Origin of the sequence: Rhizobium terrae (genome assembly GCF_003425685.1) — a bacterium.
GTDB lineage: Bacteria > Pseudomonadota > Alphaproteobacteria > Rhizobiales > Rhizobiaceae > Neorhizobium > Neorhizobium terrae.
In genome coordinates, this window is the sequence record NZ_QJKM01000009.1 from 113473 (window position 1) to 132303 (window position 18831).

21 protein-coding genes are annotated in these 18831 nt (G+C 62.9%); 8 read left to right on the plus strand and 13 right to left on the minus strand.

The annotated features are described in order from the left end of the window. Positions 1-181 precede the first annotated feature (181 nt). A complete protein-coding gene (locus DMO26_RS18025; protein WP_117193538.1) occupies positions 182-541 on the plus strand; it encodes a hypothetical protein in 360 nt (119 codons plus the stop codon). Between the two features lie 67 nt (positions 542-608). On the opposite strand, the gene DMO26_RS18030 is transcribed toward DMO26_RS18025, so the two are convergent. Continuing rightward, entirely contained in the window at positions 609-1502 is an 894-nt protein-coding gene (locus DMO26_RS18030) for a LysR substrate-binding domain-containing protein (RefSeq protein WP_117193539.1), read from the minus strand. 116 nt (positions 1503-1618) lie between these two features. Here DMO26_RS18030 and DMO26_RS18035 point away from each other — a divergent pair, with 116 nt between their 5' ends. Beyond that, positions 1619-1846, plus strand: coding sequence for a hypothetical protein (locus tag DMO26_RS18035; RefSeq protein ID WP_117193540.1), 228 nt, complete (start codon positions 1619-1621; stop codon positions 1844-1846). 43 nt (positions 1847-1889) lie between these two features. Here the strand turns inward: DMO26_RS18035 and DMO26_RS18040 are convergent, their stop codons facing one another. Next, on the minus strand, positions 1890-2720 hold the full coding sequence (locus tag DMO26_RS18040; protein WP_319025405.1) for a LysR substrate-binding domain-containing protein: 831 nt from the start codon (positions 2718-2720) through the stop codon (positions 1890-1892). Here DMO26_RS18040 and DMO26_RS34965 point away from each other — a divergent pair. Next, complete coding sequence (locus DMO26_RS34965; RefSeq protein ID WP_162894948.1) at positions 2712-3161, plus strand: hypothetical protein; 450 nt, start codon at positions 2712-2714, stop codon at positions 3159-3161. The genes DMO26_RS18040 and DMO26_RS34965 overlap by 9 nt on opposite strands. Here DMO26_RS34965 and xdhC read toward each other — a convergent pair. After that, entirely contained in the window at positions 3135-3974 is an 840-nt protein-coding gene (gene xdhC / locus DMO26_RS18050; protein ID WP_117193542.1) for a xanthine dehydrogenase accessory protein XdhC, read from the minus strand. The genes DMO26_RS34965 and xdhC overlap by 27 nt on opposite strands. Positions 3975-4313: 339 nt before the next feature. Between xdhC and DMO26_RS18055 the strand changes: the two genes are divergently transcribed. Next, complete coding sequence (locus DMO26_RS18055) at positions 4314-5228, plus strand: DMT family transporter (RefSeq protein ID WP_117193543.1); 915 nt, start codon at positions 4314-4316, stop codon at positions 5226-5228. A 3-nt stretch (positions 5229-5231) separates the two neighbouring features. Here the strand turns inward: DMO26_RS18055 and DMO26_RS18060 are convergent, their stop codons facing one another. The 4 genes from DMO26_RS18060 to DMO26_RS18075 form a co-directional block, all read right to left on the minus strand. Beyond that, complete coding sequence (locus tag DMO26_RS18060) at positions 5232-5732, minus strand: GNAT family N-acetyltransferase (protein WP_117193544.1); 501 nt, start codon at positions 5730-5732, stop codon at positions 5232-5234. A 2-nt stretch (positions 5733-5734) separates the two neighbouring features. Continuing rightward, positions 5735-8074, minus strand: a complete 2340-nt coding sequence (xdhB, locus tag DMO26_RS18065) for a xanthine dehydrogenase molybdopterin binding subunit (protein WP_117193545.1) — start codon at positions 8072-8074, stop codon at positions 5735-5737. A gap of 229 nt (positions 8075-8303) precedes the next feature. Beyond that, entirely contained in the window at positions 8304-9788 is a 1485-nt protein-coding gene (gene xdhA / locus DMO26_RS18070; protein WP_117193546.1) for a xanthine dehydrogenase small subunit, read from the minus strand. A 62-nt stretch (positions 9789-9850) separates the two neighbouring features. Next, positions 9851-10624 (minus strand): 3-hydroxybutyrate dehydrogenase, encoded by a 774-nt coding sequence (locus tag DMO26_RS18075; RefSeq protein WP_117193547.1) that lies wholly within the window; start codon positions 10622-10624, stop codon positions 9851-9853. 196 nt (positions 10625-10820) lie between these two features. On the opposite strand from DMO26_RS18075, the gene glpK reads away from it, so the two are divergent. Both glpK and DMO26_RS18085 read left to right on the plus strand, forming a co-directional pair. Further along, positions 10821-12314, plus strand: a complete 1494-nt coding sequence (gene glpK, locus DMO26_RS18080; protein ID WP_117193548.1) for a glycerol kinase GlpK — start codon at positions 10821-10823, stop codon at positions 12312-12314. 132 nt (positions 12315-12446) lie between these two features. Continuing rightward, positions 12447-13727: a D-alanyl-D-alanine carboxypeptidase gene (locus DMO26_RS18085; protein ID WP_117193752.1), complete on the plus strand. Its 1281-nt coding sequence runs from the start codon at positions 12447-12449 to the stop codon at positions 13725-13727. A 5-nt stretch (positions 13728-13732) separates the two neighbouring features. Here DMO26_RS18085 and DMO26_RS18090 read toward each other — a convergent pair whose 3' ends face one another. The 4 genes from DMO26_RS18090 to DMO26_RS18105 form a co-directional block, all read right to left on the minus strand. Next, positions 13733-14278, minus strand: coding sequence for an SH3 domain-containing protein (locus tag DMO26_RS18090; RefSeq protein WP_117193549.1), 546 nt, complete (start codon positions 14276-14278; stop codon positions 13733-13735). Between the two features lie 175 nt (positions 14279-14453). Further along, entirely contained in the window at positions 14454-14879 is a 426-nt protein-coding gene (locus tag DMO26_RS18095) for a VOC family protein (protein ID WP_117193550.1), read from the minus strand. Positions 14880-14973: 94 nt separating this feature from the next. Continuing rightward, positions 14974-15426 carry a GFA family protein gene (locus DMO26_RS18100; RefSeq protein WP_117193551.1) on the minus strand — a complete coding sequence of 151 codons (453 nt, stop codon included), beginning with the start codon at positions 15424-15426 and terminating at the stop codon, positions 14974-14976. Positions 15427-15506: 80 nt separating this feature from the next. After that, complete coding sequence (locus DMO26_RS18105) at positions 15507-16214, minus strand: glutathione S-transferase N-terminal domain-containing protein (protein ID WP_117193552.1); 708 nt, start codon at positions 16212-16214, stop codon at positions 15507-15509. Between the two features lie 156 nt (positions 16215-16370). On the opposite strand from DMO26_RS18105, the gene DMO26_RS18110 reads away from it, so the two are divergent. Together DMO26_RS18110 and DMO26_RS18115 are read left to right on the plus strand one after the other, a co-directional pair. Beyond that, positions 16371-16775: a YciI family protein gene (locus DMO26_RS18110; protein WP_117193553.1), complete on the plus strand. Its 405-nt coding sequence runs from the start codon at positions 16371-16373 to the stop codon at positions 16773-16775. Beyond that, on the plus strand, positions 16772-18025 hold the full coding sequence (locus tag DMO26_RS18115; RefSeq protein WP_117193554.1) for an RNA polymerase sigma factor: 1254 nt from the start codon (positions 16772-16774) through the stop codon (positions 18023-18025). The genes DMO26_RS18110 and DMO26_RS18115 overlap by 4 nt, the downstream gene beginning before the upstream one ends. 8 nt (positions 18026-18033) lie before the next feature. On the opposite strand, the gene DMO26_RS18120 is transcribed toward DMO26_RS18115, so the two are convergent. Both DMO26_RS18120 and DMO26_RS18125 read right to left on the minus strand, forming a co-directional pair. Beyond that, a complete protein-coding gene (locus DMO26_RS18120) occupies positions 18034-18345 on the minus strand; it encodes a DUF1905 domain-containing protein (protein WP_205421237.1) in 312 nt (103 codons plus the stop codon). A gap of 200 nt (positions 18346-18545) precedes the next feature. Beyond that, on the minus strand, positions 18546-18779 hold the full coding sequence (locus tag DMO26_RS18125; RefSeq protein WP_117193555.1) for a tautomerase family protein: 234 nt from the start codon (positions 18777-18779) through the stop codon (positions 18546-18548). Positions 18780-18831: the final 52 nt, after the last annotated feature.

Below are 18831 nucleotides of genomic sequence, written 5' to 3' on the forward strand. Positions count from 1 at the left end.
CCTCGCGCAATCCTCATGATTGACAATTGTCGAATGTACTCATTTGTGCATCGCAATAAATCGGGGTTAGCCGGCTAAGGCGACTCACGTATCGTGACAATTGCAAGTCAACCGGCGAGGTGCCGGGGTTTTGCGTGGCACGCTCGCCGTTGGATGGCATTCATCAACGGAGACTAAGCTCATGCGTGGTATTCTGACAGGTGTTGTGGTTGCGTATGCGTCCTGCGTCTTTGCGGGTTCGGCAAATGCGCACGAAGCGCACAGCCCGAGCGGTGTCACATGGAAGTATGACGGCTTCTGCTGCAACGGCGACAACCATACCGGCGATTGCCAGATGATCTCGACCAAGAACGTCAAGATCACCAAGGACGGTTACGAAATCTCGCTCGGGCCGGGTGATCACCGGCTGATCACGAGGCCGCATCACTTCACGATGCAGCAGAGCCAGGCGCGTCGTTCCAAGGACGAGGAATATCACCTCTGCCTCTATCCGACCGAGGATACGCTGCGTTGCTTCTACGCACCGGACATGAGCTACTAGGCATCGGCTGCAGTCGTTCGAGCAGGCGGTTTTCCGTCCAATAATGCGGCGGATAGAAAACCGACTGTCATTCCGGGGCCGGCATGGTCTTCAGGAGGAAATCGCGAAAGGCGCGGATTTTCTTCGAGTTCCTGCGGGCTTCGGGATAGGCGAGCCAATAGTCGCTGCCGTCATAGCCCAGAATGTCGAACGGCTGGATCAGTCGCCCGAGGGCGACGTCGTCTGCATAAAATTCAGGCTGCAGGATCGCCACGCCCTGGCTGGCGATCGCGGCGGAGGCCTCGAAGGCCTGCGCGCCATACCTGCTCACCGGCCGGCCCGTGAGGTCAACGTCCGGCAGGCCGGCCGCGGCAAACCAGAACGGCCACCATGGATCGCCTGGATCGATGATCCTGAGTTTTAGGATATCCTCCGGCGTCTTTACCCCGCCGATCGTGGCCGCGAGTTCGGGGCTCAGCATCGGCGTGAAATGGTTGCGCATCAGAAAATGCCTGCGCAGGCCCGGCCATTCGTCCTTGCCGCTGCGGATCGCGACGTCCGCAGGCGTGCGTGAAAAGTCGATCATCTCCTGCGATGTCTCCAGCCGAACTGCGATGCCCGGATTTTTGAGCTGGAACGTGCCGAGATGGCGCGCCAGCCATCGTGAGGCGAAGGTCGCCGTCGAATGGATGATCAGGGTGCCTTCCGCGGCATTGCTCAGACTGGCAACGGCGTCGTCCATGATCGCGAAGGCTTCCGTGATTCTCGGCGCCAGCCGTTCGCCCGCTTCGGTGAGCGAGATCTGGCGCGGCCGGCGCAGGAAAAGCTGCTCCTTCAGTGTGTCTTCCAGAAGCTTGATCTGATAGCTGACGGCGGTCTGGGTCAGCCCCAATTCCTGTCCCGCCTTGGTGAAGCTCAATTGCCGCGCGGCGGATTCGAACACGCGCAATGCATTGAGCGGAAACTGTTTCGACATTTTCATGGATGAGTTCTCTTGATCCATGGAGACGGTTATTCGATTGGAAAACCATCTCCCAAGGGCGCACATTACCTCCACAACGATCCAATGAAAGCGGGATATCCCGTTGGAGGTCAAGCATGTTTTCCATACTCAACCTGTCTTTCGAGAAGTTCGTGCCGCGTTTCGGGCTGACAGAGATGCTGCGCCGCAAGCGGTCCATACATCAAAACAGTATCGATCTTGAGGAGATGCCGGAAAGCTGGCAGCGCGATCTTGGCCTGAAGGACGGCCGCGATCGCCGCGGCCGGCCGGACGAGGGCGCCTTCCGGGCTGCGCGGATGATCTATTCGCAGCGGAATTTGTGACGTGCCGATAGCCTTGCCCGCTTATAATTCGGCCGTTCCTTCCTTACGCCGGCTGTGCCGGAAGATCCGGCCGCATGGCAAGATCATGCGCAAGCGCCGCTTCAATCCAGCCTGCGAAGGCTTTGATCTTGGCGGCATTTCTCCGTGCCTGCGGATAACACAGCCAATAGGTCTTGCCGTCGCCGACGCAGAGATCGAAGGGCTGCACGAGGCGTCCGGACGCTAGGTCGTCGCGGAAGAGGAACGGGCTCAGCATCGCCACACCATGGCCTGACATCGCGGCTTTCGCTTCGAGGTCGAGCGCACCGAGCGCGTTGAGGCTGGCGTGCCTGACCTGTCGCTGATCGACGTGAACGGCCTCGAACCATTCGTGCCACCAGTCGCGCGTGTCGGTAATCCAGGGCAGTTTCAGGAGATCGGAAGGCTCCTGTATGCCCCCTATGCTTTCCGCCAGTCGCGGCGATAGCATCGGCGCATAATCGAGCCGGAAAAGAGGATGGCTGACCATGTCGTCAGAAGGCTCGGGACTGATGCAGATCGTGATATCGCTCGAGCTGTGCTGGTGAGCGTTGTTATCCAACTGGCGCAGCAGGCGGACTTCGATCTGCGGGTACAGGGCCTTGAAAATATGGAGGTGCGGCGACAGCCATTGCGAGGCAAATGAGGGCGGCGAGTGGATTTCCAGCGTCTCCTCCACCCTGTGGCGCGCCGTCTGTACGGCTTCCGACAGAAGCGAAAAGGCCTCCGTCACCTTCGGGACCAACTGTTCGCCGGTTTCGGTGAGCTGCAACGCGCGTGGCCTGCGAATGAAGACCGCGTCGCCGAGATAGTCCTCCAGGAGCTTGATCTGGTAGCTCACCGCCGTTTGCGTCATGCCGAGTTCTTCGGCCGCGCGGGTGAATTTTCGAGGCGCGCGACCGTCTCGAACACCCGGAGCGCATTCAGGGGGAAACGGCGGGACAGTTTCATCGATAAGCTCTCTTTATCGTGGTCCACTGTATTTGAATTGGAATTCCCCGGCAATCGGGCGCATTCATCAGCTCATCCAAAGCAAACCCTGTTTATCGATGTGGGGCAATTCATGCCGGCCGCAAATACGCAAGTCATGTCTCTGAAACCTTCGCCGACGGAGGCCGTCCGGCGCCGTTTCGGCCAGTTCTTCCGCGGCCTTCTCAGGCTCAATACCTTGCATGCGCCAAGCCTGCCGGAAGATCTGCACGGCGATGTGGGCCTTGGCGAGGAACTGCCCGCGAACCGGGCGGAGGCTTTCTGGAACAGCAGGCGGCGGTCAGGCGCTCGGGATCTGCCGATTTGACGGCTGCTCCTGACGGACGGCATAAGTATGCAGAAGTTCAGCCGCAACGAGCGCGGCGATCACCGCCGGGCGCTTGTCCTTCACCGAATCGCCGCCGATCGGCAGGATGAGCCGCGACAGCATCGCGGCGTCGCCACCCTCGCGTTGCAGCCAGTTCGAGAATGTGGCGCGCTTCGTCAGCGAACCGATCATCCCGACATAGGCGAGGTCGGTGCGGGCCAGCGCTTCCCTGGCGATCAGGAAATCCAGCGCGTGATCATGGGTGAGGATGATGGCCGCCCCGCCCGGCGGAATTTTTTTCACGAACGCCTCCGGCATCGCCGTCAGGTGTTTCGCCGCATCCTGCGGCAGGTCCTCCAGCGCTTCCGCGCGCGTCTCGATCACCGTCACGGCGAAAGGAAGCGGCGACAGCGCCCTTGCGAGCGCCTGTCCCACATGGCCGGAACCGAAAAGATAGACCGCCGGGCGCTCCTCTTCCTCGTTTCGCAGCTTCCGCTCCAGCCTTTCGGCGATCGCCGGCGTCATCGGCGTGAAGGCAAGCCGTGTCCGGCCGCCGCAGCATTGGCCGATTTCCGGGCCGAGCGGGATATCCATCACCACCTCGCCGCCGCCGGCGAGCATCGCGCGGGCATTGTCGATCGCCATATATTCGAACTGCCCGCCGCCGATCGTACCCCAGATCGCGTCTTCCGCCACCAGCATGAAGGTTCCTTCCTCCCGCGGCGTGGAACCCTTCGCCTGCGTGATCTCGACGAGGACGGATCGCGACGGATGGGCGGCTATGAAGGCGGCGAGGGGAAGGGCTAGCGCCATGCACGACCCTTTTCATTCCGGAAAGCCCCCCTCCGGCCTTCTGGCAAAAGGGGGGGCGGCCCGAGGTGCGCCGGCCAAACCTGCCTGCTTGCACAAAGGCGGCGACGGCCGCAGGGCGGACTGGGGTCTGAAACAGGCGAATGATTGCGCATGCCGTCACATTGCGCACCAAACCGATTTTCGTGCAAGGCCTGCGCATTGTTGGCCCGGCTGCTTGATTTCGCGCCGGCCGGCCGGTAGATCCCGGCCTGTTGGCCTGGGGAGCAAAGGACCTGGGGGAGCAAAGGATATGTCGGGCTCCGGCGTCCAAGCCGCGTGCCTCCCGAATAGAAGACCTTCATGAAGCCTCGCGATCTCGCCATCTACGTCTTCCTCGCCACCGCCTGGGGATTGTCCTTTCTCGTCGTGCTCAAGGTCGTCGCGGCCTTCGGCTGGGTGGCGGCCGTCTCCATCCGCGCCTTCGTCGCCAGCGCGACGCTCTTCCTCATCGCGAAGACTATCCGGCGGCGGCTCGATTTCAGCGCCGGCTGGCGACCCTTCTTCGTGGTTGGCGCCACGACGGTCGCGGGCCAGCTGCTCGGGCTTTCCTATGCGACGCCGCTGATCGGCACGGCGATGGCCGCGATCATCGTCGCCTCCATTCCGCTCTTTTCGATGGTCATCAGCCATGTCTGGGGGCTGGAGCGCATCCGGCCGAGCGGTCTTTTCGGGCTGGCGCTCGGGGTCGTCGGGATCATGCTTCTGGTCGGTTTTCCGGCGGTGCCCGTGACGAGCGAATTCATTCTTGGCTGCGCTGCCGCGCTCGCCGCCTGTTTTTTCGCAGCCTTCGGCAGCAATTATGCAAGCCATCGGCTCAAGCAAGCCGGCTCGTGGGAGGTGACGACCGGCTCCTTCCTGTTCGGTGGGCTGATCGCCATGCCCTTCCTCCTCGTCGTGCCGGTGCCGGGCGTGCCCGGCACGATCGACATCCTCTACCTCCTGATCGCCGGCTGCGTGATGAGCGCCACCACCTACTTGCTCTATTTCACGCTGGTCGGCTCGATCGGCGCCACCAGGGCGATCAGCGTCGAATTCGTGGTGACGGTGGTGGCCGTCCTGGTCGGAGCGGTCATTCTGAAGGAGCCTTTGTCGCCGGTGCAGTTTATCGGTGCGGCGGTGATCATCCTCGGCTGCACGATGGTGCTCGGGCTGTTTCCCTGGCAGCGGACCAAGGTGGCGGACGTGCCGCTGCCGCATCAGGACGGGATACCGTGAGGTTCAGGCCTTGACGTCGAAAGCCGACGAAAATTTCAGGACACCGCGCGGTGCCGCACCGCTGAACGATACCCATTGGACATAGCGGCTATCCACCCCGTCATAGGAGAGCTGCCCATCGTTTTCGAACCCCGAGCTGCGGTAGACATCCGGGTTGCCGATCAGCGCGCACCCTTTGGCGCCCTGTGCCTTTAGCCTTTCCAGCCCGTCGCGGATCAGCGCCTTGCCGATGCCTTGCCTCTGTCTTTCCGGTTGGACGGAGATCGGGCCGAGGCCGAACCATCCGCCAAGCGTGCCCTCGACAGTGACCGGCGAGAAGGCGATATGCCCGATGATGACGCCATCGTCCTCGGCAACCAATGAGAGAGCGAGATCGCCGGACCTCCGCAAAGCCTGAATGATCGGACCTTCCGTGTCCGCGCTATAGGGCATGGGGGCGAACGCGGTCTGCGTCAGCTCGTGGATCGCGTCTTCCTCGCCTGGGCGCTCGGGGCGGATCAGCACGCTTATCCCCTTGCCTTCAACCGCTCCACCGCCATCAGCACCCGCTCGGGCGTCGCAGGCGCATCCAATCTCGGGCAGACCGCATAGTCCGCGACACTCGCCACCGCCATGGAGATCGCCTCCAGCACCGAGATCGCCAGCATGAAGGGCGGTTCGCCGACGGCCTTGGAGCGGCCGATGGTCGGTTCGGCGTTTTCCGCCCATTCGGCGAGCTTGACGTTGAAGATTTTCGGCCGGTCTGAGGCGAGCGGGATCTTGTAGGTGGAGGGGGCGTGGGTGCGGAGCCGTCCGCTGGCGTCCCACCAAAGCTCCTCCGTGGTCAGCCAGCCCATGCCCTGCACGAAGGCGCCTTCTACCTGGCCGATGTCGATCGCCGGGTTCAGCGACTTGCCGACGTCGTGCAGGATGTCGGTGCGGTCCACCATGTATTCGCCGGTCAGCGTGTCGATCGAGACTTCGGAAGCCGCGGCCCCGTAGGCGAAATAATAGAAGGGCCGGCCGCGGCCCGCCTTGCGGTCCCAGTGGATCTTCGGCGTCTTGTAGAAACCGGCGGCGGAAAGCTGCACGCGGTCGTAATAGGCGGCACGGATGAACGTGTCGAACGGCACGATCTCGCCGCCGATCCTCAGCCGATTGGGCAGGAACTCGACCTGAGAGCGGTTCACCTGCCATTGCCGGCAGGCGAAGTCGATCAGCCGTTCCTTGATCTGGCGGGCCGCGTCATAGGCCGCCATGCCGTTCAGGTCCGAACCGGAGGAGGCGGCCGTCGCAGACGTGTTCGGCACCTTGCCGGTGGTGGTCGCGGTGATCTTCACCCGGTCGATATCGACCTGGAACGTGTCGGCCACGACCTGCGCCACCTTCACGTAAAGGCCCTGGCCCATTTCGGTGCCGCCATGGTTCAGGTGGATCGAACCGTCATTGTAGATATGCACCAGCGCGCCCGCCTGGTTATAGGCGGTCATGGTGAAGGAGATGCCGAATTTCACCGGCGTCAGCGCGATGCCCTTGCGGATCACCGGGCTATTGGCGTTGAATTCGAGGATCGCCCGGCGCCGGGACTGGTAGTCGCACGACGCTTCCAGCTCCTCGACGATGCGGGCGACGACATTGTCCTCGACCTCCTGGTGATAAGGCGTCGTCGTCCGTCCCGAACCCGGCTGGCCGTAGAAGTTCAGCTTGCGGATATCGAGCGGGTCCTTACCGACCGCATAGGCGATCTCCTCAATCATCCGCTCGCCGCCGACCATGCCTTGAGGCCCGCCGAAACCGCGGAAGGCGGTGTTGGAGACCGTATGGGTCTTGAGCGGCTGGGAGACGAGGTGCACATGCGGATAGAAATAGCTGGAATCCGCGTGGAAGAGAGCACGGTCGGTGACCGGGCCGGAAAGATCGGCGGAAAAGCCGCAGCGCGCCGCATAGGTCGCATCCACGGCATGGATCCGGCCTTCCTCGTCGAAGGCGACGTCGTAGTCGACGCGGAAGTCGTGCCGTTTGCCGGTAACCGACATGTCCTCGTCGCGGTCGGGGCGGAATTTGACGGCACGCTTCAGCTTCTTGGCGGCGACCGCCGCAAGTGCCGCAAACTGGTTGCCCTGGGTCTCCTTGCCGCCGAAACCACCGCCCATGCGGCGCGTCATCACCGTCACCGCATTGTTGGCGACGCCGAGCACATGCGCCACCATGTGCTGCACCTCGCTCGGGTGCTGGGTGGAGGACCACACGGTCACCTCGTCGTCCTCGCCGGGAATGGCGAAGGCGATGTGGCTTTCCAGATAAAAATGCTCCTGGCCGCCGATATACATATGGCCTTTGACGCGCAGCGGCGCATTTTCGATCTCGGTTTCCGGCTCGCCGCGCTTCAGCACCATCGGCTCGACGACATTCGGCGCGCCGTTTTCCCGGGCGCCGTCGATGTCGGTCCAGTGGGGAAGGTCGTTATATTCGATCTTCGCGAGCTTTGCCGCGCGGCGCGCCTGGTCGCGGGTCTCGGCGATCACGGCGAAAATGATCTGGCCGTGGAACTGCACCTCTCTGGTGGCGAGCAGCGGCTCGTCGTGCTGGCCGGTCGAGGCGACGTCGTTGAAGCCGGGTATGTCCTCCGCCGTCAAGACGCAGACGACGCCGGGAGCTGCTTTCACCGCGGAAAGGTCGATCGAGACGATCTCGGCATGGGCGCGGTCGGAAAGACCAAGGCCGCCATGCAGCGTGCCCGCAGGTTCGGGAATATCGTCGATATATTCGGCGGTTCCGGTGACATGCTTATGCGCCGAATCATGTTTCAGGGACGCATGCATGCGGCCGTTGATGACGGGCTTGGTCTCGAAGGTGGATTTATCCATGGTCAGGCTCTCCATCCGTAGTTGAGCCATCCGTTGTTAAGGATGGAGGCAGCGCTCCAATCTCCGCCGTCATTCCTGTGCTTGTCACAGGAATCCAGCCACGGCGCGTCCGCGCCGTGAATAAGTCTTTTAAATGCAATGAGTCTTCTGCGCCCAAGGACTTGGGCGCGCTGGATTCCTGTGACAAGCACAGGAATGACGGAGATGGAGGAGGTGCCCATGTCCATCATCACGCCTCCTCCACTTCGAACCGCCGCAACTCGTGGCTCTGGCCGGCGGTTTCCAGGAAGAAGCGGGTCAAAAGGTTCCTGGCCGCCAGGGCGCGATATTCGGCCGTCGCGCGCCAATCGGTGAGCGGCTGGTAGTCCTCGTCGAAGAGGTCGCGCACCGCGGAGACCACACCCCAGCTCCACGCCTGGCCGAGAAGCGCCTCCTCGACGCGTTTGGCGCGTTTCGGCGTGCCGGCCATGCCGCCGAAGGCGATGCGGATCTTTTCGACCCGGCCTTCGGCGTCGAGCGCCAGGTTGAAGGCGCCGCAGAGCGCCGAAATATCCTCGTCGCGCCGCTTGGAGATCTTGTAGACGCCGAAATGGCTGCCTTCCGGCGGGCGCGGCACGAAAACCCTCTCGACGAATTCGCCCGCCAGCCGGTCCTGCCTGCCGTAGGCGATGAAATAGTCTTCAAGCGGGATCGTCCGCCGGCCGGCATGGGTGCGCAGCGTCAGTTCGGCGCCGAGCGCGATCAGCGGCGGCGGCGTGTCGCCGATCGGCGAGCCGTTGGCGATATTGCCGCCGATCGTGCCCATGTTGCGCACCTGCTGGCCGCCGATCCGGTCAATGAGGCGCCCCAGGGCTGGAATTTCCTTCGCCAGCGCCCCCAGCGCCTGGGTATAGCTGACGCCGGCGCCGATCGTAATGCCGGCTTCGGTGGCCTCGATCGACTGCAATTCGGTCAAGTGATTGATGAAGATCACCGGATTGAGCAGCCGCATCTGCTTGGTGACCCAGAGTCCCACGTCGGTTGCGCCGGCGACGATCGTCGCATCCGGCTCTTCGGCCAGAAGGTCGGCGAAGGCAGCGACGGACGCCGGCACGATCGACCGGACGACGCCATTCGCTTCGGCCTTCTCCACGACGATCGTGTCGTTGCCGGAATGGATCGCCCAAAGTTTCGCCATGATCTGGATGCGGTCGCGCTCCAGGGGGTCGAACAGCGAGCTCGGACGGTTGGCGGCCACCTGCGCGGCCGCCTTGACGATCGGCTCGTAGCCCGTGCAGCGACAGAGATTGCCTTGCAGCGCGCTTTCGATCTCGGCGGGGCTCGGTGCGCTGTTCGACAGCCACAGGCCGTAGAGTGACATCACGAAGCCTGGCGTGCAGAAACCGCATTGCGAACCGTGGCAATCAACCATCGCCTGCTGCACCGGATGCAGCGCGCCGTCGCGGCCGGCCAGATGCTCGACCGTTACCACGTGGGTGCCGTGGAGCGAGCCCAGGAAGCGGATGCATGCATTGACGCTTTCGTAGCGCAGGCCGTGTTCCGTCAGCCGGCCGACCAGCACCGTGCAGGCGCCGCAATCGCCTTCGGCACAGCCTTCCTTGGTACCCGTCAGCCGCCGCTTCAGGCGCAGATAGTCGAGAAGGGTCTCGGTGGGGCCGAAATCTTTCAGGGTGACCTCTTCTCCGTTCAGGATGAAGCGGATGGCTTCGCTCATTTCTCTCCTTCGTCCGCCGTTTCCGGCTAAAATTCCTAAATTCCCGCGTTCGGGCGCCGATCCTACTGCGCGGTCCAGCCGCCGTCGATCGAGATATGCGTGCCGGTGATGCTCTTGGCGGCATCGCCCGCGAGATAGAGCGCGGCGGCCGCCACCTCGTCGATCGCGACGAATTCCTTGGTGGCCTGCAGCCTCAGCATCACCTCGCTCTTCACCTCGGCTTCCGAAATGCCGCGCTCGCGGGCGGTGTCGGGGATCTGCTTTTCGACCAGCGGGGTGAGCACGTAGCCGGGGCATATCGCATTCACGGTAATCCCGAATTCGGCAAGTTCCAAGGCCGCCGTCTTCGTGAGGCCGAGAATACCATGTTTGGCCGCCACATAGGCGGATTTGAAAGGGGAGGCGACCAGCGCATGGGCCGACGCCACATTGATGATGCGGCCCTTGCCGGTCTTCTTCATGAGAGGGATCGCGTGCCGCATGGTGTGGAAGGCGGAGGAGAGCAGGATGGCGATCAGCTGGTCCCATTTTTCCGGCGGAAAATCCTCGATCTTCGCCACGTGCTGGATGCCGGCATTGTTGACGAGCACGTCGACCGTGCCGAACTTCCTCGCCGCCGTGGCGATCAGGTCCTCGATCTCGGCCGGCCTGGTCATGTCCGCGCCGTGATAAACAACGGCGCCGGAGCCGAGGCCATCGAGTTCCGCGCGCACCGCCTCGATCGCATCGGCCGGCCCGAAGCCGTTGATGACGACGTTGGCCCCCTCGGCCGCGAAGGCTTTCGCAATACCGAGGCCGATGCCCGAGGTGGAGCCTGTGACGACGACGGTTCTCATGCCCGAATCTCCCTGCAAGACGACGTTCTTGTGCGCCGCAACCTCGTTGCAGGTTATGCGCAAATCGCGGGGTATGGCAATCCGACGGGGCGCACATCCTGCATACCCTGTTCGAAACGCCTCCATTTCCATTTGACCCCTTCCGCGGCATCTGCTCAAACCGTCGCAAAACACCGACGGCAACGGGAGGGACGGCATGGCGGGTTATGTTCTGGCGATCGATCAGGGGACGACCTCGACCCGGGCGATCATTTTCGACGGCGAGATGAAGATCGCCGGTATCGGCCAGAAGGAATTCACGCAGATCTTTCCGAAATCCGGCTGGGTGGAGCATGATCCGGAGGAGATCTGGGAAACCGTCCTGTGGACGATCGAGCAGGCGCTGAAGGAAGCCAAGCTCAAGGCTTCCGAGATCGCCGCGATCGGCATCACCAACCAGCGCGAAACGGTGGTCGTCTGGGAGCGCGATACCGGCAGGCCGATCCACAACGCCATCGTCTGGCAGGACCGGCGCACCGCGAGCTATTGCGAGAAGCTGAAGCGCCAGGGCCTCGAAAAGCAGTTCACCCGGAAGACCGGCCTGCTGCTCGACCCCTATTTCTCCGGCACCAAGCTTTCCTGGATGCTCGCCAACGTGAAGGGGGCCCGGGCGAGAGCGGCGAAGGGCGAGCTTTGCTTCGGTACGATCGACGCGTTCCTGATCTGGCGGCTGACGGCTGGCCGGAGCTTCGTCACCGATGCGACCAACGCGTCGCGCACGCTGATCTACAATATCTCGGACAATCAATGGGACGAGGACCTTCTCGAAATCCTGCGCATTCCCGCCGCCATGCTGCCGGAGGTGAAGGACTGCGCCGACGAGTTCGGCATCACCGACGAAAGCCTGTTCGGCGCCGCGATCCCCATCCTCGGGGTTGCCGGCGACCAGCAGGCGGCGACGATCGGCCAGGCCTGTTTCGAACCGGGCATGATGAAATCCACCTACGGCACTGGGTGCTTTGCGGTGCTGAACACGGGCGTCGACCTGGTGCGTTCGAAGAACCGGCTGCTCACCACCATCGCCTATCGCCTGAACGGCGAAACGACCTATGCGCTGGAAGGATCTATCTTCATCGCCGGTGCGGCGGTGCAATGGCTGCGCGACGGGCTCGGCATCATCGAAAAGGCGTCGCAATCCGGCGATCTTGCGGAGGAAGCCGATCCGCAGCAGGAGGTCTATCTCGTGCCCGCCTTCACCGGGCTCGGCGCGCCCTATTGGGATGCCGAGGCACGCGGAGCGATCTTCGGGCTGACGCGGGCGACAGGTCCTGCGGAACTCTCCCGCGCCGCATTGGAGGCCGTCTGTTACCAGACCCGCGACCTGCTCGAGGCGATGCAGAAGGACTGGCGGTCCTTCGACGGCGACATGGTGCTGCGCGTCGACGGCGGCATGGTCGCGTCCGACTGGACGATGCAGCGGCTGTCCGACCTGCTCGACGCGCCGGTGGACCGGCCGACCATCCTCGAAACCACGGCGCTCGGCGCGGCCTGGCTTGCCGGTTCGAAGGCCGGCGTCTGGCCGGATCGGCAGGCATTCGCGAAAAGCTGGGCGCGCCAGCGCCGCTTCGAACCGACAATGGACGAAAAGACCCGCACCGCCCGGATTCGCGGCTGGAAGGATGCGGTCAGGCGGACGCTGACGGCGAGCTGATTCGCCCGTTGACAAGCTGATTCTTTATCGGAAAGTTAACCAGTTGTTGAAAATTCGAATTAAATTCCGGCTGCGTCATTTTCGCACCAGGATCATGCCTTTATGGTCCTTCGACGTTATGAGGGCGGTTTGATGTTTCGATTCTCGCGAGTGATGACTTTCCTGCTGGTGTTGGGCGTCGCCCTGGGGCTCAGCAGAACCGCGGCGGAAGCCGGTTATGCGCATTTCATCTACGATGTGAAGAGCGGCAAGGTGCTGACGTCGGACAATGCCGATACGCTCAACCATCCCGCGTCCCTTACCAAGATGATGACGCTCTACATGACCTTCGAGGCGCTGCGCGACAGGCGCATCACCTGGGACCAGGACATTCTCATCACGGCGAACGCTGCATCGAAGATCCCTTCCAAGCTTGGCGTGCCCGCAGGCCAGACGATCACCGTGCGCGAGGCTGTGCATGGCATGGTGGTGCGCTCGGCCAACGATGCGGCGGCGGCGATGGGCGACTATCTCGGCGGTTCGGAAGAGCGTTTCGGGCAGATGATGACGAAGAGGGCGCGGGCGCTCGGCATGAACCGCACCGTGTTCCGCAATGCGTCCGGCCTGCCGGACGATAGCCAGGTGACGACGGCGCGCGACATGGCCGTGCTGGCTCTGGCGCTGATCCGGGACTTTCCCCGGGAATACCAGCTCTTTTCGATGAAGAACATGGAGTTCCGCGGCAAGCGCCTGCGCGGCCATAACAATCTCATGTATCGCTATCCCGGCATGGACGGCGTCAAGACCGGTTATATCAAGGCCTCCGGGTTCAATATCGCCAGCGCCGTCACCATTGACGGCCGCCGGGTGATCGGCGTCGTTCTCGGCGGCAAGACGGCCCGTCAGCGCGACGACCGGATGGCGGAGCTTCTCGACCAGTATGTACCGGGCAGCCGTGCCCCGGCCGATGGTACTCTCGTCGCTTTCGGGGAGCAGAAGCGTCCGGCCGAAGGCACGGTGCCGCTTGCCTTTGCGACGCCGCGCAGGGAGATCACGCTTGGCACTACGACGGCCGGCCAGCCGGCGAGAGCCTCGATCGCCAATCTCTATTCCGTACCCCAGCAGCCCGTGCCGCCGCAGGCTGTCGCACGGCAGGACGTTCAGCAGCAGGCGGCCTCTCAGCCGGCGGGGTCGCTCTGGCGGGTCCAGATCGCCGCCGCGGGCAGCCGTGACGCTGCCTCCGTCATGCTCGAAAAGGCGCTGCCGCTGCTTTCGGACGGCTTCGGCCGCGTCGCGCCGAGCGTCGAGGGCTATTCCGAAGGCGGCAAGGAATTCTTCCGCGCCCGACTCGTCGGTTTTGCGGACCGCGACGCGGCGACCCGCGCCTGCTCGACGCTCCAGGCGAAATCCATCGAATGCTTCGTGGTGCGCTGAGATATCTAATCGATCGTCTCACCCGGATAGACGCCCCAGAGCGAGCCTTGGTCGATGAAGCCGTTCATGCGTCGGTTCTGCACGGTGGTTTCGCACCACGTTCCGTCGCATTGGACGATATTCAACCGCACTTTCGGGGCGAGCCTGGCAAGGATGCGGGCCTTTGCGGAAGGGCTCGACCGCAGCGCCACCGGCGCGTCGATCCACGGGCCGATAACCGCGGTCCGGCGGCTCGAAAGCAGCGGCGCCAGCATCCAGCCGGTCACGCCGTCCTGATCGCGCACCCGCCGCCAATTGCCGTATTCCTCGGTGATTTCCATGGGCAGCCCGCGCACCGAATAGACCCACTTGGTCGCGTAGTCGGTCGAGGGGCCGACGCGCATGTTCGCCCTCTCGGATCGTAACGAAACGAAACGGGGAATGGGAAAGCCGGTTTGACGGCCTTTCTTCCAGCCTTCGTTGAAAGCGGGTTTCTGCTCCGCGGCATTGACGGCCGAGGGCAGGAAGGCGAGCGCCAGAAGAGCGGAGAGGGCAATGGACAGGGTTTTCATCGATCCGCCGCATTAAGACGAGCCGACGTTCATGCCGGCCGGAAGCGCCGCGTTCTGCCTTCCCGGGGTGCGTGGTGCTTCAGACCATTGGTACAGGTGATGGTTGACGGTCGGTTAATGCCGGCCGGCAAGCCGCACACGAGTGCTCACGATGCGGTTATCCCGCGGGCCCTGCTCAGGCCTTCACCGGTTCGTTCATCGACCAGAGGACGCCGAACGGATCGCGCAGCTGGCCGTAGCGGTCGCCCCAGAACATCACCTGAAGGTCCATGACGACCGTCATGCCGGCATCGACGGCGCGTTTCCACCACATGTCGATATCGGTGACAGGCAGGAGCACGGTAAAGCCGGCCGGCGTTTCGAACGGGTGCCCATAGTCCGGATAGGGGTCGTTGAGCATCACGGATCCGCCGTTGATGTAGAGATGCACATGCATGGTGCGCCCCTTTTCGTCGACAGGATGGAAATCTTCGAGGCTTGCGCCGAAGGCCTTTTGATAGAATTCGGCAGCCTTCATCGCGCCTTCCACCTGAAGATAAGGCACGATCCCGCCGAGAACGGGAGACGGGGTCTTGTTGTCGTTCTTCTGAATAGCATCCATGAAAATTCCCTCCTTCTTCGGTTATCGGTTCGGTTCGAACCGAACCGAGGACGGATGAGGAGGGCGGATGCCGACAAACGGTGCGGGAAAAAATTCACCCGCGCTCGGCGAATTCCTTGAGCAGCACGCCGAAACTCTCCATCGGCGGAAATTCGGGGAAGCTGTGGACTGCGCCGGTTTCGGCCCAGGCGAACTTGCCGGATGTATAGGTTTCGATGAAGGGTGCGAACCAGGAATGGTCGTCGAGCATGGTCGGCCGGACGTTGACGAAGTCGAAGCCGACGGGCCGCGTGAACATCCAGCTCTTGCAGCGCGGGCAGTGGTAGTGGCGGATGTCGTCGCCATGGATGCCGCCGATCACCGGTTCGCCCTGGATTACCTCGAAACCGGCGGCCGGGATCGCCGCAGTGCAAGAAAAGGCGCTGGCGCTCATCTTCTGGCAGCCACGGCAATGGCAGGCGGCGGTAAACAGCGGCTGGGCGCTGATCTTCAGGCGGACTTCGCCGCAGCGGCAGGCGCCTTCGAGCGGCAGCGTGGGTTTCGGCATGGCTATCTCCTTGTTTGCGAACAAGGAGATAGCCTGTCGGTAGACGTTTGTCAGGCCTTGATCGACCGAAGTTCGGTGGATCAGGCCGGGCGCTTGGGGATATCCAGCCCGCGGCTCACAGCCGGGCGGGCGAGGCCGCGTTCCAGCCATTTCGGCACGTTCTTCAACTGGTCGTATTCGACAAGCTCGCCGGCGCCATAGAAGCCGATGAGATTGCGCACCCAGCCGAGCATGGAAATGTCGGCGATCGTGTATTCGTCGCCCATGATCCACTCGCGGCCTTCGAACCGGGTTTCCAGCACACGGATGATGCGATGCGATTCCTTGGCGTAGCGGTCGCGCGGGCGCTTGTCCTCGTAATCCTTGCCGGCGAACTTGTGGAAGAAGCCGAGCTGGCCGAACATCGGCCCAAGGCCGGCCATCTGGAAAAACACCCACTGGATCGTCTCGTAGCGCTTCGCTGGATCGGCCGGCAGAAGCTTGCCGGTCTTTTCGGCGAGGTAGAGGAGGATCGCTCCGGATTCGAAGAGACCGAGCGGCTTGCCGCCCGGGCCGTCCGGATCGATGATCGCCGGGATCTTGCCGTTCGGGTTGAGCGACAGATATTCCGGCCCCCAGGTCTCGTTCTCGCCGATATTGATGAAATGCGGCTCATAAGGGAGGCCGATCTCCTCGAGCATGATCGAAACCTTCACGCCGTTCGGCGTCGGCGTCGAATAGAGTTGCAGGACGCTCGGGTCCTTGGCCGGCCATTTGGAGGTGATGGGGAAGGCGGAGAGATCGGACATTTGCGGTTTCCTTGAGGGAGCTCTAAGGGCGGGGAATGTTCCCGTGAATATAGATATCACCGCTCCCGACGCCAGCCGCGAAGGATGAAGATTTTTTGATGCGCGCTGTCGGCTGAAAGGCTACTCCTTCGTCTTCCAGTCAAGAAGGAGACACGCATGCTCTACGCCATCCTTTGCTACGCCCATGAGGAAACCGTCTTCGCCTGGTCCAAGGAGGAGGAGGAAGCCGTCATGGCAAAGCTCATCGAGGTGCAGACGCCCTATGCGAAGGCCGGCAAGCTCGGCCCGGTGGGGCGGCTGATGCCGACGACGGCCGCGACCACGGTCCGCAAGGGCAAGGACGAACCGCTGGTGCTCGACGGTCCGTTTGCCGAAACCAAGGAAGTCCTGCTCGGCTTCTACACCGTCGACGTCGAAGCGCTCGAAGAGGCGGTCGCCTTTTCCAAGGAACTTTCAGCCGTCAATCCGGGCTCCAGTTCCTATGAAATCCGACCCTTCTACGTCTTCCATCCCGGCGAGATCAAGAATGGCGAGACCCATAACAGAGAGACGGGGACATGACAGACATTGCCTGGATCGAACTGGCGTTGACGGCGGCCCGGCCGCAGGCGCTCGGCGCGCTGCTCAGATACTTCCGCGATCTCGATACCGCGGAAGAGGCCTTCCAGGAGGCGTGCCTGCGGGCCATCCGCACCTGGCCGGACAAGGGGCCGCCGCGCGATCCGACCGCCTGGCTGATCTTCGTCGGCCGCAACAGCGGCATCGACGCGGTCCGCAAGCGGGCGAAGAACGATCCATTGCCGGAAGAAGAGGCCTTTTCGGATCTTTCCGATGCCGAGGACGACATCGCCGACCGGCTCGACAATTCCAACTATCGCGACGACATTCTCAGGCTGATGTTCATCTGCTGCCATCCAGACCTGCCGAACACCCAGCAGATCGCGCTGGCGCTCAGGATCGTTTCGGGCTTGAGTGTCGCGCAGATCGCCAAGGCTTTCCTCGTCGGAGAAAGCGCCATGGAACAGCGGATCACCCGTGCCAAGGCGCGTGTCGCCAAAGCCGGCGTGCCGTTCGAAACGCCGGGTGCTGCCGAACGGAGCGAGCGGCTCGGCCTCGTCTCGGCGATGATCTATCTGGTCTTCAACGAGGGTTATTCCGCCGGCATCACCAATCCGGACAGCGCCGCCTTCTGCGACGAGGCGATCCGGCTTGCCCGGCTGCTGCTGCGCATCTTCCCGGCCGAGCCGGAGATCATGGGGCTTCTGGCGCTGATGCTGCTGCAGCATTCGCGGGTCAGGGCACGTATCGACGGGAACGGCCAGATCGTGCTTCTGGAAGACCAGGACCGGGCGCTTTGGGATCGCAGGCTGATCAACGAGGCCTTAGCGCTGCTCGACAAGGCGATCCGTCACCGGAAGCCCGGCCCCTACCAGGTGCAGGCGGCGATCTCGGCGCTGCATGCCCGGGCGGCAAAGCCCGAGGACACGGATTGGCGGGAGATCGTCATGCTCTATGGCCTGCTCGAACGCCTCCAGCCGTCGCCGGTGGTGACGCTCAACAAGGCGGTTGCGGTGGCGAAGCTCAATGGGCCGGAGGCGGGGCTGGAACTGATCGAGCCGCTCGCCGAAAAGCTCGACGGCTATTTCTATTTCCACGGCGTCAAGGGCGGGCTGATGATGCAGGCCGGCCGCCACGGCCGGGCGCGCGTCGCCTTCGACCGGGCGATCGCGCTCGCCAATTCACCGGCCGAATGCGCCCATATCCGGATGCAGATCGACAAGCTGGGCAGCGTCGCGGCGTCGACGGAATAGGCCGCCGCTCATCGCTTCGGTTGCCGGAAGGTCATCTCGACAGAAATCGTGTCGCCCGCCGTCACGCCGGTCTTCTTCCGCACGGCATCCTTCAACGGCAGGAGATAGGTGTCGTCCTTCGGAAAGAGCGACGTGTAAAACGCGACACCGCCGATCGTTGCGTCCACGGGAATGACGCCCCACCCATAGCTCAGGAGCTTGGACAGCCGCCGGATTTCGTCGGCGCGATCCTTTGGCAGCGGCGCGAAGAAGAAGGGCGAGGGGCCTCGCCAGTGAAGGACCTCCGCTTTGAAGGCGAACCGCTGCATAACTTCCTTCATTCTCCGGGCCTCCGCAATGAGGCTAAAGTACCGGGTTGTCGGCGTCCGGGGAACCTTTTGCGGTACTTGACAGCAATTGCCATGAAATCGGCGGGGCGGGTTTTATGGAAAGCCGACGCTGCGGCGCATCAGATGATGTCAGTCCCATGGCGCCGACAAAGTGTGGGATGCGGTGATCGCGCAGGCACCCGGATGAAAGATCATTTGAAAGGATCGTAGCCGGGCTTCTTGTAAATCAGCTCCGGTCGCTGTTGGATCTCGGGCACATAGACCTTGTCGGTCCAGCCTTCCCTGGGGACATCCTCGATCGCAACGGATACCGAACTCTCGGTACAGCCGAGCGAAGACATAACCGCTTTTGTGAGTTCGACGGTAAGAGCCGCCTTCTGTTCCTCGGAACGCCCCTCGATCATCTTCACTATCACATGGGGCATTCTGATCTCCCTCGGTCTGCAGTTTTCATGTCGCTCGTGGGAGCGTATCCTT

Bases quoted from the DNA above. Each gene is read 5' to 3' on its own strand.
- DMO26_RS18025 (WP_117193538.1), top strand. From the start codon at position 182: ATGCGTGGTATTCTGACAGGTGTTGTGGTTGCGTATGCGTCCTGCGTC.
- DMO26_RS18030 (WP_117193539.1), bottom strand. From the start codon at position 1,502: ATGAAAATGTCGAAACAGTTTCCGCTCAATGCATTGCGCGTGTTCGAA.
- DMO26_RS18035 (WP_117193540.1), top strand. From the start codon at position 1,619: ATGTTTTCCATACTCAACCTGTCTTTCGAGAAGTTCGTGCCGCGTTTC.
- DMO26_RS18040 (WP_319025405.1), bottom strand. From the start codon at position 2,720: ATGACGCAAACGGCGGTGAGCTACCAGATCAAGCTCCTGGAGGACTAT.
- xdhC (WP_117193542.1), bottom strand. From the start codon at position 3,974: ATGGCGCTAGCCCTTCCCCTCGCCGCCTTCATAGCCGCCCATCCGTCG.
- DMO26_RS18055 (WP_117193543.1), top strand. From the start codon at position 4,314: ATGAAGCCTCGCGATCTCGCCATCTACGTCTTCCTCGCCACCGCCTGG.
- xdhB (WP_117193545.1), bottom strand. From the start codon at position 8,074: ATGGATAAATCCACCTTCGAGACCAAGCCCGTCATCAACGGCCGCATG.
- xdhA (WP_117193546.1), bottom strand. From the start codon at position 9,788: ATGAGCGAAGCCATCCGCTTCATCCTGAACGGAGAAGAGGTCACCCTG.
- DMO26_RS18075 (WP_117193547.1), bottom strand. From the start codon at position 10,624: ATGAGAACCGTCGTCGTCACAGGCTCCACCTCGGGCATCGGCCTCGGT.
- glpK (WP_117193548.1), top strand. From the start codon at position 10,821: ATGGCGGGTTATGTTCTGGCGATCGATCAGGGGACGACCTCGACCCGG.
- DMO26_RS18085 (WP_117193752.1), top strand. From the start codon at position 12,447: ATGTTTCGATTCTCGCGAGTGATGACTTTCCTGCTGGTGTTGGGCGTC.
- DMO26_RS18090 (WP_117193549.1), bottom strand. From the start codon at position 14,278: ATGAAAACCCTGTCCATTGCCCTCTCCGCTCTTCTGGCGCTCGCCTTC.
- DMO26_RS18095 (WP_117193550.1), bottom strand. From the start codon at position 14,879: ATGGATGCTATTCAGAAGAACGACAACAAGACCCCGTCTCCCGTTCTC.
- DMO26_RS18100 (WP_117193551.1), bottom strand. From the start codon at position 15,426: ATGCCGAAACCCACGCTGCCGCTCGAAGGCGCCTGCCGCTGCGGCGAA.
- DMO26_RS18105 (WP_117193552.1), bottom strand. From the start codon at position 16,214: ATGTCCGATCTCTCCGCCTTCCCCATCACCTCCAAATGGCCGGCCAAG.
- DMO26_RS18110 (WP_117193553.1), top strand. From the start codon at position 16,371: ATGCTCTACGCCATCCTTTGCTACGCCCATGAGGAAACCGTCTTCGCC.
- DMO26_RS18115 (WP_117193554.1), top strand. From the start codon at position 16,772: ATGACAGACATTGCCTGGATCGAACTGGCGTTGACGGCGGCCCGGCCG.
- DMO26_RS18120 (WP_205421237.1), bottom strand. From the start codon at position 18,345: ATGAAGGAAGTTATGCAGCGGTTCGCCTTCAAAGCGGAGGTCCTTCAC.
- DMO26_RS18125 (WP_117193555.1), bottom strand. From the start codon at position 18,779: ATGCCCCATGTGATAGTGAAGATGATCGAGGGGCGTTCCGAGGAACAG.